At 42.0% G+C, this 16,437-nt stretch carries 16 protein-coding genes; 4 read left to right on the top strand and 12 right to left on the bottom strand.

The genetic code is table 11. The features are described from left to right. The first annotated feature begins 34 nt into the window (after nucleotides 1–34). The 4 genes from H9Y05_RS01635 (at nucleotide 35) to lipB (ending at nucleotide 3,502) form a co-directional block, all read left to right on the top strand. Complete coding sequence (locus H9Y05_RS01635; RefSeq protein ID WP_216713321.1) at nucleotides 35–1,009, top strand: FecCD family ABC transporter permease; 975 nt, start codon at nucleotides 35–37, stop codon at nucleotides 1,007–1,009. Next, on the top strand, nucleotides 1,006–1,731 hold the full coding sequence (locus tag H9Y05_RS01640; protein WP_216713322.1) for an ABC transporter ATP-binding protein: 726 nt from the start codon (nucleotides 1,006–1,008) through the stop codon (nucleotides 1,729–1,731). The genes H9Y05_RS01635 and H9Y05_RS01640 overlap by 4 nt, the downstream gene beginning before the upstream one ends. Nucleotides 1,732–1,817: 86 nt before the next feature. Continuing rightward, a complete protein-coding gene (locus H9Y05_RS01645) occupies nucleotides 1,818–2,807 on the top strand; it encodes a bifunctional phosphoglucose/phosphomannose isomerase (protein ID WP_163492352.1) in 990 nt (329 codons plus the stop codon). After that, nucleotides 2,804–3,502, top strand: coding sequence for a lipoyl(octanoyl) transferase LipB (lipB, locus tag H9Y05_RS01650; RefSeq protein WP_163492351.1), 699 nt, complete (start codon nucleotides 2,804–2,806; stop codon nucleotides 3,500–3,502). Before H9Y05_RS01645 ends, lipB begins: the two co-directional genes overlap by 4 nt. 8 nt (nucleotides 3,503–3,510) lie before the next feature. Here lipB and H9Y05_RS01655 read toward each other — a convergent pair whose 3' ends face one another. The 12 genes from H9Y05_RS01655 to H9Y05_RS01710 form a co-directional block, all read right to left on the bottom strand. After that, entirely contained in the window at nucleotides 3,511–4,944 is a 1,434-nt protein-coding gene (locus H9Y05_RS01655) for a class I adenylate-forming enzyme family protein (protein WP_216713323.1), read from the bottom strand. 38 nt (nucleotides 4,945–4,982) lie between these two features. After that, nucleotides 4,983–6,176, bottom strand: coding sequence for an FAD-dependent oxidoreductase (locus tag H9Y05_RS01660; RefSeq protein WP_216713324.1), 1,194 nt, complete (start codon nucleotides 6,174–6,176; stop codon nucleotides 4,983–4,985). 83 nt (nucleotides 6,177–6,259) lie between these two features. Continuing rightward, nucleotides 6,260–7,504, bottom strand: a complete 1,245-nt coding sequence (locus tag H9Y05_RS01665; protein ID WP_216713325.1) for a competence/damage-inducible protein A — start codon at nucleotides 7,502–7,504, stop codon at nucleotides 6,260–6,262. Between the two features lie 237 nt (nucleotides 7,505–7,741). Further along, complete coding sequence (rlmD, locus tag H9Y05_RS01670; protein WP_163492347.1) at nucleotides 7,742–9,175, bottom strand: 23S rRNA (uracil(1939)-C(5))-methyltransferase RlmD; 1,434 nt, start codon at nucleotides 9,173–9,175, stop codon at nucleotides 7,742–7,744. A 96-nt stretch (nucleotides 9,176–9,271) separates the two neighbouring features. Continuing rightward, entirely contained in the window at nucleotides 9,272–10,048 is a 777-nt protein-coding gene (lpxA, locus tag H9Y05_RS01675; protein ID WP_163492346.1) for an acyl-ACP--UDP-N-acetylglucosamine O-acyltransferase, read from the bottom strand. After that, on the bottom strand, nucleotides 10,045–11,448 hold the full coding sequence (locus H9Y05_RS01680; RefSeq protein ID WP_163492345.1) for a bifunctional UDP-3-O-[3-hydroxymyristoyl] N-acetylglucosamine deacetylase/3-hydroxyacyl-ACP dehydratase: 1,404 nt from the start codon (nucleotides 11,446–11,448) through the stop codon (nucleotides 10,045–10,047). Before H9Y05_RS01680 ends, lpxA begins: the two co-directional genes overlap by 4 nt. A 5-nt stretch (nucleotides 11,449–11,453) precedes the next feature. Further along, entirely contained in the window at nucleotides 11,454–12,497 is a 1,044-nt protein-coding gene (gene lpxD / locus H9Y05_RS01685; protein WP_163492344.1) for a UDP-3-O-(3-hydroxymyristoyl)glucosamine N-acyltransferase, read from the bottom strand. A gap of 55 nt (nucleotides 12,498–12,552) precedes the next feature. Continuing rightward, complete coding sequence (locus tag H9Y05_RS01690; RefSeq protein ID WP_163492343.1) at nucleotides 12,553–13,269, bottom strand: hypothetical protein; 717 nt, start codon at nucleotides 13,267–13,269, stop codon at nucleotides 12,553–12,555. Nucleotides 13,270–13,418: 149 nt separating this feature from the next. Next, a complete protein-coding gene (locus tag H9Y05_RS01695) occupies nucleotides 13,419–13,622 on the bottom strand; it encodes a hypothetical protein (RefSeq protein ID WP_163492342.1) in 204 nt (67 codons plus the stop codon). A 299-nt stretch (nucleotides 13,623–13,921) separates the two neighbouring features. Then, entirely contained in the window at nucleotides 13,922–14,974 is a 1,053-nt protein-coding gene (locus H9Y05_RS01700) for a beta-ketoacyl synthase chain length factor (protein ID WP_163492341.1), read from the bottom strand. After that, nucleotides 14,965–16,161, bottom strand: coding sequence for a beta-ketoacyl-[acyl-carrier-protein] synthase family protein (locus H9Y05_RS01705; protein WP_216713326.1), 1,197 nt, complete (start codon nucleotides 16,159–16,161; stop codon nucleotides 14,965–14,967). The genes H9Y05_RS01700 and H9Y05_RS01705 overlap by 10 nt, the downstream gene beginning before the upstream one ends. Before the next feature lie 5 nt (nucleotides 16,162–16,166). Then, nucleotides 16,167–16,436, bottom strand: coding sequence for a phosphopantetheine-binding protein (locus tag H9Y05_RS01710; RefSeq protein WP_163492339.1), 270 nt, complete (start codon nucleotides 16,434–16,436; stop codon nucleotides 16,167–16,169). Nucleotide 16,437 lies beyond the last annotated feature (1 nt).

Below are 16,437 nucleotides of genomic sequence, written 5' to 3' on the forward strand. Positions count from 1 at the left end.
GATCATTTTGCGCGGAAAAGCAATACCTTTTCGTTTGAAAATTTTCATTGGTACGTTGTTACTAATCGGTCTGGCGATCTGGCACCTGTTTGCCGGAAGCACTACTATTTCAGTATCAGATTTTTATAACGCCCTTGCCGATTACGATTACTCCAACACCAATCACATCATTGCCCGCGACCTGAGAATACCCAGGACACTTATGGCCATGATTGCCGGTGCGGGTTTATCACTTGCAGGTTTGTTGATGCAGACAATTTTTAAAAATCCGCTTGCAGAACCAAATATATTGGGTGTCAGCACAGGAGCAAGTCTGTTTGTTGCGATCACACTTTTAACCGGAATCTCCTTTTTCCAATCGGATTGGGGGTTAATTGCAAGTGCATTGTTCGGTGCGTTCATTTTTGGTACCATTATTTTATTTTTTGCCCGCTTTGTCCGATCGCAGGGTTCTCTTCTCCTGGTCGGCATCATGCTTGGAAGCTTTTCTGCCGCTTTTATCAGCATTATTCAGGCTTGGAGTGACGCCCATCAACTTAAATTATATACGTTGTGGGCAATGGGATCTCTGCAACAAGTTTCCTTTCAACAATTGCCACTGGTCTGCCTCATGTTCTCAGGGACTGTTTTCCTTAGTTTTTTCTTCATCCGTGCGCTCAATGCGCTCATTCTCGGACAGGAAAATGCATCATTATTGGGTATTAACGTTCGAAATATGCGTGTGTTTGCGATTCTAATCGCGGCGGTTCTAACAGGGCTCATCACCGCCTTTTGCGGACCAATTGCATTTTTAGGAATGGCTGTCCCCAACCTTGTGAAAATGATTCTTACAACACACAATCACCGTCTGCTCATCATTGGTTGTTTACTTACCGGCGGAAGTTTTCTGCTCATGTGTGACATTTTGGTACAATTACTTTCAGGTTTCATGCTTCTCCCCATCAATGCCATCACCTCTATGATCGGTGCGCCGTTTGTTATATACATCATTCTAAAACGCTGGTCATGATTGAATTTAACAACTTAACAATAGGACATCACCGGCCGCTGGCCCATGTAACTATTCCGGCACTGACTCCTGGTAATATCTATGCAATTATCGGAAGTAACGGAAGCGGGAAATCTACATTTCTGAAAACAATTACCGGCCAACAGCGACCACTTGCAGGCAATGTTTTCATCAACGGAAGAAATACAACAGAGTTATCCCGATCAGAATTGGCCCGATTAGTTGCATTTGTTCCGAGTCGATTTCCGGAAGCAGAGTTTGTCCGGGTAGTTGATTTTATTTCTCTTGGGAGAACACCTTACCAGAACAGTCTCGGGATTCTTTCAGAGGTAGACAAAGAATGTGTGCAGCAAACAATCCGGCAGCTCAACATCAGGCATCTTGCTGATAAATTTATCAGTCAGCTCAGTGATGGTGAACGTCAGTTATGCTCTGTAGCCAGGGCATTGGCACAACAAACTCCCATTATTCTGTTAGACGAACCGACAGGATACCTGGATTACAGGAACAAGCGCCGGTTGCTGGAAGTGCTATCGCTTATTTCAATAGAAATGAATCGCTTGATTTTATTTTCTTCCCACGACATTGAAACATTGTTGCAATTTGGTATTCAACTGCTTGGAATCGAAGCGGAGGGAGTTTCAGAACCAGGTAAAACTCAACTTGTAATAATTGATAAAAACATACCGTTCGAAACAACGATCAGTCATTTTTACTGTTGATATCGTACGGAAAAGGAAACAATATTCTCCATTTTTCTGTACTTTTCGGTAGAATATTTATATTTACAAAATATTTCATTTAACTCATGGATAAACTAATTGCAGCTTTCCCTAAAAATATTGAAGAAGCGTTACTAATTGCTGAAAAAGCAACATTTAAAACTCCTGAAAATACAATCAGAAATGTTGTCATTTGCGGAATGGGCGGTTCCGGAATCGGAGGGCGTCTGGTATCATTCTGGGTACAAAATGAGATCCGTGTTCCTGTACAATGTTTTCATGATTATTCCGCTCCGGCATACATTGATCAGTACACGCTGGTTATCGCGTCTTCTTATTCAGGAAATACAGAAGAAACACTATTCTTTGTCGATGAAGTAAAAGAGAAAGGTGCACACATTATCGGTGTTTGTTCCGGAGGAGAATTACAGGAATATTGTACAAAAAACAACTACGATTGTGTCATTGTTCCGGGGGGAAATCCTCCTCGTACGGCATTGGCATTTTCACTTGTACAAGTCACCAATATCCTGACAAAATTAGGATTGATTTCGAATACTGTTCTGAGCAACCTGGCTTCTGCTCAACACTTAATTGAGCAAAAATTAGAGCACATTCAATCCGAAGCAAAAACACTTGCCGCTTTTTTAAAAGGAACGGTTCCTGTTTTTTATGCTACTTCGTTATATGAAGCAGTGCTAATCCGGGCGAAACAGCAGTTTAATGAAAATGCGAAAATGCTTTGCTGGACGCACGTCATTCCTGAAATGAATCACAATGAACTTGTTGGATGGGGAGGTGGAGACAACCGCTTTTCAGCAGTTTATTTTGATACCAAAGACTTATTGCCCCGCAATGAAAAACGCGTAGAGATTACCTGTGAAGTCATTGCATCCAAAACAAAATTACAGACAATACACGCCGAAGGGACAAACCTGGTTGAGCGTTCTATCTACATCATTCACCTGGTTGACTGGGCTTCATTCTATTTATCAGAGCTCAAACAAACAGATGCAATGGAAATAAAAATCATTGACCGTTTAAAATCGGAATTGGCAAACTTCGAAGAAAAATGAAACCGCAAGTCATCTTTCAATCTCTTGGATTGATTGATTATCAGGAAGCATGGGATTACCAGGAAAAATTGTTTAAGGAAGCAATTGACCTGAAGATTCGTGCGCGCAATGGTGAAACAACCGAAGAAACAAAGAATTACCTTCTCTTTTGCGAACATCCACATGTGTTTACATTGGGTAAAAGCGGAGATGCTTCGCATTTACTGCTCGATGACGAAGAATTGTCCGAACACGACGCTAAATTTTATAAAATCAACCGGGGAGGTGACATTACCTATCACGGTCCCGGGCAACTGGTAGGCTACCCGATTTTTGACTTAGATCATTTTTTTCCTGATATTCATAAATACATGCGTCTGCTGGAAGAATCTGTTATCCAGACCTTGAATGAATATGGAATTTCGTCCGGAAGAGTACCGGGAATGACCGGAGTATGGTTAGACGGAGATTTGCCGACTGCACGCAAAATATGTGCGATGGGAGTCAAGAGTTCCCGATGGGTAACAATGCATGGCATCGGGTTTAATGTCAATTCGGATTTAAGTTATTTTTCTCATATTGTTCCCTGCGGAATACAAGATAAAGCCGTTACGTCTTTAAAACAAGAGTTAGGAAGAGAACTGGATATGACAGAAGTCAGTGAAGTTCTGAAAGGGAAAATGGCAGAGCAATTCGGATTTGATTTTGTAAACTAAACAGCAAATTACCGTACCAGTTTTCCTGTTTTCGTCATTTCCAATTCTTGCACAACAACAATTCGCTGCGGAACTTTGTAGGTCGACAAGCGTTTGCGACAATAGGTCAGCACTTCTTCCACATTGATCGTTTCACCTGCTTTCAGCACAACCTCCGCCTGTATGATCTGCCCCATAATCGGATGTGGAACACCTGATATTTTTGCTTGTTCAATCTCCTGGCGGGTTTCGAGGATTCCTTCTACTTCTTCCGGGAATACTTTGTTTCCGGACACATTGATAACTGATTTTTGCCGTCCTTCGACAATAATCAATCCGTCCGTTTGCTTTCGGGCAAAATCAGCAGTCAGGAAGTAGCCGTTTTTAGTTACCTCATCCCGTGTTAGCGGCGGGTTGAGATACGCATCAAACATTCCCTTTCCTTTGATGGCCAAGTGTCCTGATTCTCCATCTTCAACCGGTTGATTATTATCGTCCAGGATAGCAACATCATAATCCTGTAGTGCATAACCTACAGCATTCGGAAATTCTTTTGATTTGGCAAAATTAATAATCGGCAATCCGATCTCAATGATTCCATAAGCCTGGCTCACAGGAATTCCGTACGTTTCATAAAACTCAACACACACATCCTCAGAGATTGCCGCTGAAGTAGAGATCACGTTTTTCATAGACGGAATTGCGATTTTCTCTTCAGCACGTGCCATCAGACGAATTTGCATGGGCGAAGCATACAACAATGTACCATTGAACCGGTTGATGCTTTCAATGATGCTCTGCGGTAAAAAATCTTTTGTAATGGCAATCGCAGCACCGTAACGTACATATAGCAGAATGGAAACCACAAAATGGTAGGCAATCGGAAGCACCCATATTACCGTATCATCCGGTCCCAAATTCAATGACGTATTTGCTCCTTCAATGCGTTCAATTGCTGATTGATGAGAAATGATTACTCCTTTGGCGGTTCCGGTTGTCCCGGAAGTAAAGCGCATAAATGCCGGATTGTCGACATGCGGAGCAAAAACTATGTTTGGGTTGGTTGTTACAGCAACACGGATTTGTCCGTTTTTCAATGCAATCAAATCAGTACTTCCCATCGGATCAATACCGCTCAGGTCATCGAGAATGAAGTGCAACGCAGCATGTTTAATCTGCTCATCCAGTTCATCCCGTTTTAACTGATGAGACATCGGCATCACACATGCTCCTGTCCCCAGAACTGCAAAAATCCCGACAATAAAATTGCGTCCGTTCCGGGCCATGATTCCAACAGCCTGCCCCTCTCCGATTCCACGGCTGATGAGTTGTTGTTTCAATACTTCCGCCTCTTCATACAAACCGGAAAACGTCAAGGTTCCAAAATCATCATATACAGCAGGGTGTTCCGGCCATTGATTGGCGGCATTCACTAAAACCTGGTACACGTTATTCTGCTGCATTGATCTTTGATCTTATTCTTTCGGGGAACAAAGATATATTATTTTACAGATATTTGAGCGGCTACCTTTCCTGCAGCGTAACCGGTTTGTAAACAAACTCCCATGACTCTGGCACTTGCAATTGCCCGGTCGGAAGCAGAGATAATTCTTCCGGCAAAAAAGAGGTTGTCATATGTGGCAGAAATCAGGCATTCTTCAGGAATTTCATAATAATCGTTTTCTTTAACAAATGTGAGATCAACTGATTTGTTGGGCAACCAGTCCTCAATCGGCCAGGATGATCTGGCAACAGGGCTTTTCCATTTTTTTGCAGTAACCACATCTTCTTCTGTCAGTACATACTTGCCCAACGGTCTTTTTCCTGTTCGCCATCCCAAATCGTCTGCAATGTGATCAATGCCTGCATTGGTGAACAAGGATGAATGTTGTTTCAAGGTATAAAACAATTCATTAACCAATTCCTTCGCACGAACTGTCAAACATTCAATTTCCCCTTTCTGATGGGAAACCTGCCAGGGAATGGTAAATTTAAACCCGATTTTTTTCTGCGATTGTGAACCCGGAATAATAAATAGATTTTTAAAGTAGTCCGGTAATTGCTGTTGTTGAATGATTGTTTTTAAGTCACGGATCAATTTGAAATTTGAAATTTCATTGTCTCCGATCTGGCTGTTTTCAATGTAAAAACTAATTGAAGCTGCCTGGAAATAATGGTTTTCAACCAACGGATGGCCTGATAATTCCGCGACCGTTGCATTTCCACTGCAGTCAATAATGGCATCAAATCCGATTGTCAGTTGTTGCCCGTTTTGGACAACACTCACACGGTTCAGACTCATAGAATCGCCTGTGACTTCTGTCAGCATGCATCCCGATAAAAACCGAATCTTGTTTTCGGTAATGTAGTCTTCAATCAGTCGTTTTAGTTCGTCTTTGTTATAAGGCAGGTAATGCAGTCCATATTGGTTACAGCTTGGCGTCGTCCCGCTGTAATCAGCCGTTCGAAGTGCAAATTCCTGCACAAAACCATCTACCATAAATGTTGATTCAGCCTGTTTTCCGTTGTAATACAGCCCGCATATTGTACCTACTTCAACAGCAGTGGCAGCACCACCCGGATAGGAATGATTATCTATCAATACAACTTGTTTTCCCTGTTTGGAAGCAGCGACTGCAGCCGCGACTCCTGAAACGCCGGCTCCGACAACAAGGATATTGGTAGTGATATTCATTGAATTATCGTGTCTTTTTCAAAGCGAAGATACAAAATAGTAACAACTTTTTCTTATTGTGATTGCATCAGGATAATCTGATTTCACTGATGATTCCACAAAATTTCGTTTCTCAGGAAATTCAATGCAGAAAGTACAGTCCTGTTGATTACACGTTCCCTGTTATCTGAAAATAAAAATCGTTTTGCTACTACGCGTTTGGGTGAGGCAATACCAATCCAGACTGTTCCCACCGGTTTTTCTTCTGTTCCTCCGTCCGGTCCGGCAATTCCGGAGATTGATACACAGTAGTCTACGTTCAATTTATTTTTCCCTCCTGCGGCCATTTCCCGAACCACTTCTTCACTCACAGCACCAACTGTCGTAAAATGCTCTTGTTGAACGCCCAGTATTGTGTGTTTTAATTCATTGGTATACGTCAAAAAGCCTCCGTGAAAGTAAGCCGAAGAACCCGGAACGGAAACAAGGGATGCCGCCAATGCACCTCCTGTACAACTTTCAGCTGTTGCAACCGTTGCCCCGTACTGCTTCAATAAATTTCCTGTGATTTCAGCCAGCGAAGCATCGCCATAGCCATATAGATTTTCAGGATATGCTTCTTCCAATTCCCGGAAACAGGCATCTATCAATGCTTCATCGCTCTGTCCGTTGAGTGAAGTAATACGCAACCGCACTAACCCCGGAGAGGGCAGGTATGCCAATTCCAGTCCGTTGCTACGCAAATTATCTTCCCAAACAGCCATTTTATCGGCAATGTAAGACTCTCCTACTCCCTGCAGATTAGCTGTTTTTGCATAAAATTGTTTTAATCCGAACAAGTGTTCCAGGCGGGGAAATACTTCCTGTTCCATGATTCCTTTCATTTCGTATGGAACTCCCGGGAGACTGATGAGTATTTTGCTATTTTTTTCCAGCCACATTCCGGGAGCTGTTCCCTGCATATTTTTCAGGACAGTGCATTTTTTCGGAACAGCGGCCTGTTGCACATTCACTTCCAGCATCGGACGGTTCATCCGTGCGAAAAACCCTTTTACACGTTCCAGCGTTTCTTCGTGAATGTACAATTCATCTTCAAAATAGTCGGTAATGACTTTCTTGGTAACGTCATCTTTTGTGGGGCCGAGGCCTCCCGTTACCAACACGACATCTGCATTATTCAATCCTTCATCAATTGCGGACCGGATCGCATCTGTCTTGTCTGAAATGGTTACTACACGGGATACAAACGCACCTCTTCGGGAGAGCTCCTGTCCCATCCAACTGGCATTTGTATTGATTGTTTGCCCGATTAACAATTCATCTCCGATGGAAATAATTTCGACTTGCATAGCTTAAAAGAATAATACTCAAAAGTAATTATGAAATTCGGTAAAATGACAAAAGTGCCAGTATTCATTCTTATTTTCTTTTGGCTTGATCCAAAAGAAACAAACAAGCAAGGTAAAAAATGCTACCCAACGCACTTTTCTAATCCGCCTTTGATGAAGCTATTTCTCTACACATTTTTGAAATAAAAACAGTTACACATATAATAGCATCGTGATTTTAATGCGTTTGATCTGTGTTTATTTCTTTTTAAATTTTGCAATGGCTTCGATATGTCCTGTATGCGGGAATTGATCTACCAGGGAAAGTTTTTCGAGTTCGTACCCGGCTTTTCTCAACGTATCAGCATCACGCGCCTGTGTGCTCGGATTACAGGAAACGTACACGATATTTTTAGCTCCCAGGTCAATGACTTTTTGTAGTGTTTTCGGTGCAATTCCAGCTCTTGGAGGATCTAAAATAATACTGGAAATTCTTCCTGAAAATTCAGGGTGTTCCCGTAGGAATTTCCCGACATCTGCCGCATAAAATTCTACCGCATTCTCCAGTCCGTTGTGACGGGCGTTACGACGTGCATCTTCAATTGCTTCCGCTACGATGTCTACCCCGACAATTTTTACATCCTTGCGACGGGTTGCTAAAATTTGTCCGATGGTACCCGTCCCGCAAAACAAATCCATCACGATATCGTTTTCAGGAATTGTTTCTTCAAACACATAATCCAGTGCTTTTGTATAGAGCAATTCAGCGCTCTTCGGGTTGGTCTGGAAAAAGCTTTCCATAGATATTTCAAACGACAATCCCAGTAATTTCTCAATCACGATGGGTTTTCCGAATACCAGTTTACAACTTCCATTCTCAATCTTGGAACGATCGGCTACATCGTCATTGATGGTATGCTGAAATCCTGCGATTCGCTCTCCAAACAACTGCTTCAGCAACAATCCGAATGCTTCTACATCAAATTGTTTCAATCCTTCTGAAGACGTCACCAGGTTGACGAGCAATTGATCCTGGTCGAATGATTTTCTGACGATAATGTGGCGGAAAAATCCTGTTTTTTTCGGTGGATGCCATGCCGGAAGTTCTGATAATTTCAAATAATTCCGAATTTGAATGAGTTTTGTCTCCCATTCTTGATCAAACATTCCGCTCGGTTTATTCAGATTTTCCACTTTCCACCAGGTACCACGACGCTTAAAACCTACGGCAAACGCATCGTCAATGTCTTCTCCTGTTTCCATATTGTGTTCAATACACGAGAAACTGTACTCCATCTTATTTCTGTAGAAATAATGCACGGGGGAAGAAATAAAAGTATCAAAACGTTCTTTGATATCCTGGAATCCGCCCAGTTTTCTATAAATCTCCAGGGTACTTTGTTCTTTTTCTTTTTCCTGCTCTGCAACGGGAACGTAGATATAGGGAGCGCCTGAGATTTCCTGGAAGTCTGAAACCACTTCCAGCGGGGAGCGTTCAATTACCTGAATCAATTTTGCTTCACAATAACGTTTTTTCTTTTTATCTACACGTGCCTGTACGACTTGCCCCGGGAACGTATTTCCTACAAATACGACAAAGTCACCATCATCTGTCGGTATTTTTGCAACTCCATTTCCTCCGAATGCATAACCGGAAATTGTAACTGTGATTAATTCTCCTCTGTGAAACATTGTTCTGATCTTATTCTTATTAAAAAACCCGGAAACAGATTCGTTCCGGGAAATTACAGGTGCTATTTATTTTTTCGATTGTTTTCGCTAAGAAAACTAAATCATTCCCCGGATAATTCCCTTATCCGACGATTCAACGAATTCGATGATTTCTTTTGCATAAGCGGAATCCGGCATTTGTTCTTTTACTGCCTGAATTCCTTTGGAAACATTGGTGTTCAACACAAAAATAGTACGGTAAACATCTTCAATTTCGCGTACAGCTTCGTCTGAAAAGCCTCGGCGTCTCAACCCAATGGAATTTACTCCCGCAAAAGTGATCGGTTCTCTCGCCGCCTTTACATACGGTGGAACGTCTTTTCGTACCAGTGTTGCTCCTGCTACAAAGGCATATTTCCCGATGCGCATGAATTGCTGGGTTCCCACATTTCCTTCAAGGATAGCGAAGTCGTCCACAATACAATGCCCTGACAAACCGACATACGAAGCCAGGATAACTCCGTTTCCGATCTGGCAATCGTGTGCTACGTGCACATAGGCCATAATCAGGCAACGGCTTCCGATTCGGGTCACCCATTTGTCTTTTGTAGCCCGGTGAATGGTTACACACTCACGGATAATTGTATTGTCGCCGATTTCAACGGTTGTCTCTTCCCCTTCAAATTTCAGATCCTGCGGAACAGCACCTATCACTGCACCGGGGTATACTTCGCAATTGTTCCCGATGCGCGTTCCGGGATAGATTGCAACATTTGAGTGAATCCGTACATTATCTCCGATGACTACATCTTCGTGAATCACCGTAAAAGGTCCAACCTGAACGTTTATTCCCAATTGGGCTTTTTCTGATATCTGTGCAAATTCACTGATCATGCTTCCACTTTATCTTTAATGACTTGCGCCAACATTTCTGCTTCTCCGACCTGCTGGCCGTTTACATATGCTTTTCCGATCATGTTCACCAATCCTCTTCGGATCGGTGAGGCAAGTACCAATTCAAACACAACTGTATCTCCGGGGATTACTTTTTGTTTGAATTTCACATTGTCAATTTTCAGGAAGTATGTTGAATATAAATGAGGTTCTTCCACCTGGTTTAAAGCAAAGATTCCACCCACCTGTGCCATCGCCTCAATTTGCAATACTCCCGGAAACACGGGATTCCCCGGAAAGTGACCGGTAAAGATCGGCTCATTCATGGTAATATTCTTGATTCCTACAATGGAATTTTCCGTAATTTCAATGATTCTGTCCACCATCAGGAATGGAAACCGGTGAGGCAGCATTTTTTCGATCGTATTGATATCAAATACGGTTTGTGTCAGATCAAATGAGCGACCTCCTTTTTCCTGTTTTTTGATTTGTTCTTTTAATACTTTTGCAAACCGAACATTTCCGGAATGTCCGGGTCTCGCTGCAAGAATATGTGCTTTAATCGGCCTTCCAACCAACGCTAAATCTCCAACAATATCCAATAATTTATGGCGTGCAGGTTCGTTTTCATATTGCAGTTTCGTGCTATTCAACACACCGATTCCGTCAACTTTTATTTCCAGGTTTTCCTTCCCGAGCAATTTTGCCAGGCTGTCTAACTCTGCTTTGGAGATATTGTCTCGTTCAACCAATACAATGGCATTATCCAAGTCTCCTCCTTTGATCAAATTATTCTTTGCCAGGAATTCAAGTTCGCGCAGAAAAACAAAGGTTCTACATTTTGCAATGTTCGGAACAAATTCAGAAAGGTTATAGATGGTAGCGTGCTGCGTTCCCAAAACCGGCGAATTGTAGTCCACCATTACGGTCAAACGGTATTCACTATCCGGAACAGCCAGAAATTCGATTCCTCTTTCTGCATCCTCCCATTTGATGTTTTCAGTCAGCACAAAATAATCTCTTTCTGCCTGTTGTTCTTCGTAACCCGCTTCTTCAATTGCTTTTACAAACGGAAGAGAAGATCCGTCCATGATCGGAACTTCAGGAGCGTCCAGTTTAATCAAGGCATTGTCTACCTGACAACCGTATAATGCCGCCAGCAAATGTTCTGTTGTATACACACGTGCACCATTCGCTTCCAGGGTTGTACCTCGGTCTGTGGCAACAACCAAATCAGCATCTGCCTTAATAATCGGCTCTCCCTCTAAGTCAATACGTTGAAATTTATATCCATGATTGTCCGGAGCCGGACAAATTTCCACATTTACTTTCTCCCCTGTGTGCAATCCTATTCCGGATAGCCTGATGCTGCTTTTCAGCGTTCTTTGCTTTTCAGACATGAATGTTAATCTGCTTTAGTTAATTCTTTTATTTTCTTTTCTAATTCCTGTATTTTGTTCAGGATGAATGGTAGTTTTCTAAATCCGAAGTAAGATTTCTTAAAATCTTCGATTGGAATTCCCGGTGCTCCCATGAGTGTTTCCGGTTTTTTAACGGAATTCGGGATTCCTGATTGTGCAACAATCATCGTTCCATCGGCAATGGTAATGTGTCCGGAGATACCTGCCTGTCCTCCGATCAATACGCGCTTACCGATTTTCGCCGATCCTGCAATTCCAACCTGTGCGGCCATTGCTGAGTTTTCACCGATTTCCACGTTGTGTGCAATCTGACACAAGTTGTCTATTTTAGCTCCTTTACGGATGATGGTTGCTCCCATTGTTGCTCGGTCGATCGTTGCATTTGCTCCAACGTCTACATTGTCTTCAATGATGACAATACCGATCTGAGGAACCTTGCTGAACACACCATTTTCATCCGGGCTGAATCCAAATCCGTCCGCTCCGATCACGGCACCTGCATGAATCACACAGTTATTTCCAATCTGGCAATCCGAATAAATGGAGACATTGGGGTAGATGATAGTATTGTTTCCGATCTTCACATTGTCACCGATAAAACTGTTCGGGTAAATGACCACATTGTCACCGATTACAACTCCTTCAGAGATATAGGCATTGGCACCAAGGTATAAATCCTTTCCGATGCTCGCTGTCTCAGCAATATATGCATTTGCCTCAATTTTCGGTTGCTTGCGCTTCATCTGGTCATAGAATTCGAGCAATTTAGCAAAACAGGCATAAGCATTTTCCACTTTGATAAGGGTCAGGGTGGAAGGCAATTCTTTTGCCGGAACAAATGAATGATTAACAATGCAAACACTTGATCCTGTGGTATAAATATATTCTTCGTATTTCGGATTGGACAGGAAAGATAATTTTCCTTCACTACCTTCTTCTATTTTTGCCAATCCATTAACTACAACAGTCGCATTTCCAACGATTTCTCCTTGAATAATTCCTGCTATTTGTTCCGCTGAAAATTCCATGTTTCAAAAATATAAAAAAATCAATCAGTTCGTCCAGACAACGCAGTTTTTTCAACTATTCCTGAACGGTTGGATTACAATTACTTACTTTTTCCGAAATAAAGTTAGAAATAAATAGTTTGTTCTTATACCAAACCGATTGGAATTCAATTGTGTCTCCTTTTTCGACAAACTCAATCAGGTGTTCTGCTTTGGGTTTTGCATCAAAATTAGACTTCGCAAAATTGATTCGCCCTGTTTTTTCTATTCCTTTGTACAATTGCTTCACATTTTTGATCTGCAGTTGCTCCATCTGACAAGTCACTTTTGCAGTAGAATCAGGATATACGAGGTATTCATCTTTCGGAATAGAGATAAAACGTCCGTACCCCACAGTTGTATTTTTTACCTTCTTCGCATCCACTTCTCCGATCTTTACTTCCGAAATAAAACTTTCATTGGGCAATGTGAAGTAAAACTTATAGTTTCCTTTTTTGTCGAATTCTTTTTCGATGACATAGACTTTTGAATCTCCGTCCTTTTTACTGATCTTGAAATTCAACGTTCCGTCATTGAGCACGGAAATAATGTCTTCTTTTGTCAACCCTTTGGACTCCATCAGCTTCCATTCTACCTCATTCACGGTGACCAGCCTTCCTAAAATCATGTTTTTCACCCGATTGGCAGGTGTCCATGAGCAACTTCTGTTGGGCAACAGGAAAGTTACAATGATAATTCCGATTCCGAAACCAATTCCGTAATATTTTAAGCGCTTGATGAAATTACTCCCCATTCTCAAAAAAATTTGAACAAAGGTACTTTTTTTCACTGAGAGTAGGTCACTATTCGGGAATACCCGCGCATAAAAAAACAGGCATCCGAAAAGATAGCCTGTTTAGTTGTAAAAATGGTGACCGGATATCACCTTATGTGTAACTATTATTACTTAAACACATTGACTTTGCACTCATAATCAACACCCAAAACACTTCCGCTATCGTTGCATTCATCGGTTGCTTCTTTTAATGTCTTGTTGTTAAGAGTTTCTGTATGTGTCAAGTCTCCTGCGGTACATTCACATGCCCAATCTTTTTTGCATGACGCAAACAATAAGCCTGCCGCCATAACGATCAATACCTTTTTCATACTATTTTAGATTTAGTTGTTAACTCCACTCAAAGTAGAAATAATTCATGTATAGACAAAAGTTTTTAACCTATTTTAAGAACTAAGGGTATAAATGTTGAATAGTGAATGATGAATGATTAATTATCAATTATCCATGATTGTGATTCGCATTGCGCCGGAGAAAGACGAGTATTAAAAATTAATAATCAAGTAATTAAAATTGAAAGTAGAGAATTGAAAGTTGAAAGTTATCAATTATGAATTATCAACTGTGGGAAATATGTGTTTTTCGGTTGAGATGCTTTGGTGATTAATCATTAAGCAATTGACGCCTGATTTCCTCTTAAGAGAATAAATCCGTGGCGTTCTCCTCCAAATTGGTTGTACACCAGAACAGTCCGGGGTCTTCTCAGGTGATCGAAACCATAGATACGGTGATTTCCCTGCAGTAGTTTCACGGCAACATAACAACCGAATGCACCTGCGGTCCGGTAATCTCCTGAGAATTGTTTAAACGTAGTTATTTGTTTATCGGGAAACAGTTCTTGCTGCAAGTCATTGTACCAATGATCTGTACGCCCATCACCTGAGTTTCCGAACAACAGCAGGTCAATATCCTTTGGAGACATCCCGTTTTTATCCAGGAAATTATTGATAAGTCCTGTTAATTCTTCTTTTCCGGGAAAGCAGACCTGGAACTGATCCACGACCTCAGCAATTGCATGATCAGCAGTATTGGCAACAACACACATGGTGGCGCCCTCTCCGCAAAGTGAGCCAGCAGTTGTCGACCGGATCAATTCTTCATTGGTTATTGACTCTGATTTATAATGACTGTTTAAGGTATCGATGTTGTAATTATAATCGGAAATTTCTTCAACCGCTCCGATTAATAATTCCATCGGTTTTACAGCGGTCTCCAGCACGAGTTGCGCATCCAGCATTGCATTGTCAAATGCCAGCGACCCATTGGTATGTGTTGAATTGTACCCGGTCTTTTCTCCCATCAAGGCCAATTGTCCGGCAACTGCATTGGGAGTGCTCTGAACAAAACTGGTGGGTGTCAGAACACCTTCTTTGTAATCTACAATCTGATTCAGAAAGCGGATGCAATCTTCCAATCCACCGTTTGCTGTTCCAATGATAATTCCTTCGATACCCGGATATTTTTTGACCAGGGGCAACCCGGCACCAATTCCCATTCGCACCGCTTTTCCCATTCTTCGCAGCAGGGAAGCAGGAATAAAATCGAGGTAGGATGGTTCAATTGCATACAAAATTCCTTTGTCATGTAGTTCAAAATGACCGGACTCAAATTCAGTTCCGTAGGTCAGTTGGGGCGATATGGCACAGACTTCCTTTATGTACATTTTGAAAAAATTAACGATGTTCCGTTTCCTCCGAAACCAAAGGAATTAGACATTACGTGTTTAATCTGTTTATTTTGCTGCAATTTCGTCACAGGAATCAAGCCACGACCGGAAATGGGTTGTTCAAAGTTCAGATTCGGATAGATTTCTCCGTGACAGATACTCAGCACGCTGATGATTGCTTCCACAGCACCTGCGGCAGCCAGGGTATGCCCTGTATATGATTTTGTTGAACTAAATGGCGGAACCTGCTTACCGAATATCGTTATAAATGCAAACGACTCTGTTTCGTCATTGTTAACCGTTCCTGTTCCATGCGCATTGATGTAATCAATATCAAACGGAGATAATTCTGCTGACTGAAGCGCATCCCGCATGGCCCGCAACGGTCCTCTGGCATCATCTGATGTAGCGGAAGGATGAAACGCGTCATTGGCATTTCCGAAACCTTTTACTTCTGCATATCGTTTTTTATCACCTACCAGGTTTTCGGCTTCCAGCACCAGATAGGCAGCGCCTTCACCAAGTGTTAATCCTTCCCTGTGTTCATCAAACGGGCGACATGGTGTTTCATTTAAAATGCGCAGGGAATTGAATCCGTTTACCGTAAACTTTGCCAGGCAATCAGCACCACCGACAATTGCTCTGTCAGCTCTTCCCGACTGAATCAGTCGCGTTCCCAACAAAATGGCATTTGCAGAAGAAGAACAAGCGGTATTGATGGTATCGGTATACCCTTTCAACTCGTATTTTTTTACAATCTGAAGCGTATGATTAGACCCTTCGTACGATGCGTAAAATTCCGACGTTTCTCCTTTGTTATTTGCATCCGCATATAAGGAATCGGTGTAACACATCCCTCCAACCGTACTGGACGAAATGAATGCTGTACGCGGGTCACTGAGTTGCTGTTGTGAAAGTTTTCCGTCTGCAACCGCTTCCTGGAATGCTTTCAGTGCAATGAGTGTGGTACGGGTAACTCCCGGATCGGCACATACTGTGAGTTTTTTCAGTTCATCATCACTGGCATTGATTTCAGCAAACGGAAGTTGAGCGGTATATACCGATTGAAAATGTGTCGCTTTGCCAATTCCTGAACGGGCATCACGAAGACTTTTCAACTGTTGCTCAACAGTTAAACCTAAAGAAGATATCGAACCGATTCCGGTTATAAATACCTTTCGCATAGGCATTATTTTGTGCGGTTGGCAATAATGTAATCAACAATCGTATTTACATCTACCAATACCTGACGTCCTTCGGTCGGATTTTTAATTTTAATCCCGTATTCTCTGTCCAGCAATACGATCATTTCAACTGAATCAATCGAATCCAACCCCAGGTCTCCGCCAAATAACGGCTCATCGTCTTTAATGTCTTCCACTTTAATGTCCAGCAGGTTCAGATAGGTAATTAAGTGCTGTTTAAATTCCAATTTCAAGTCGTCTCTTGATATTTCCATA

It is taken from the genome of Taishania pollutisoli, assembly GCF_014518315.1.
GTDB classification, from domain to species: domain Bacteria; phylum Bacteroidota; class Bacteroidia; order Flavobacteriales_D; family Crocinitomicaceae; genus Taishania; species Taishania pollutisoli.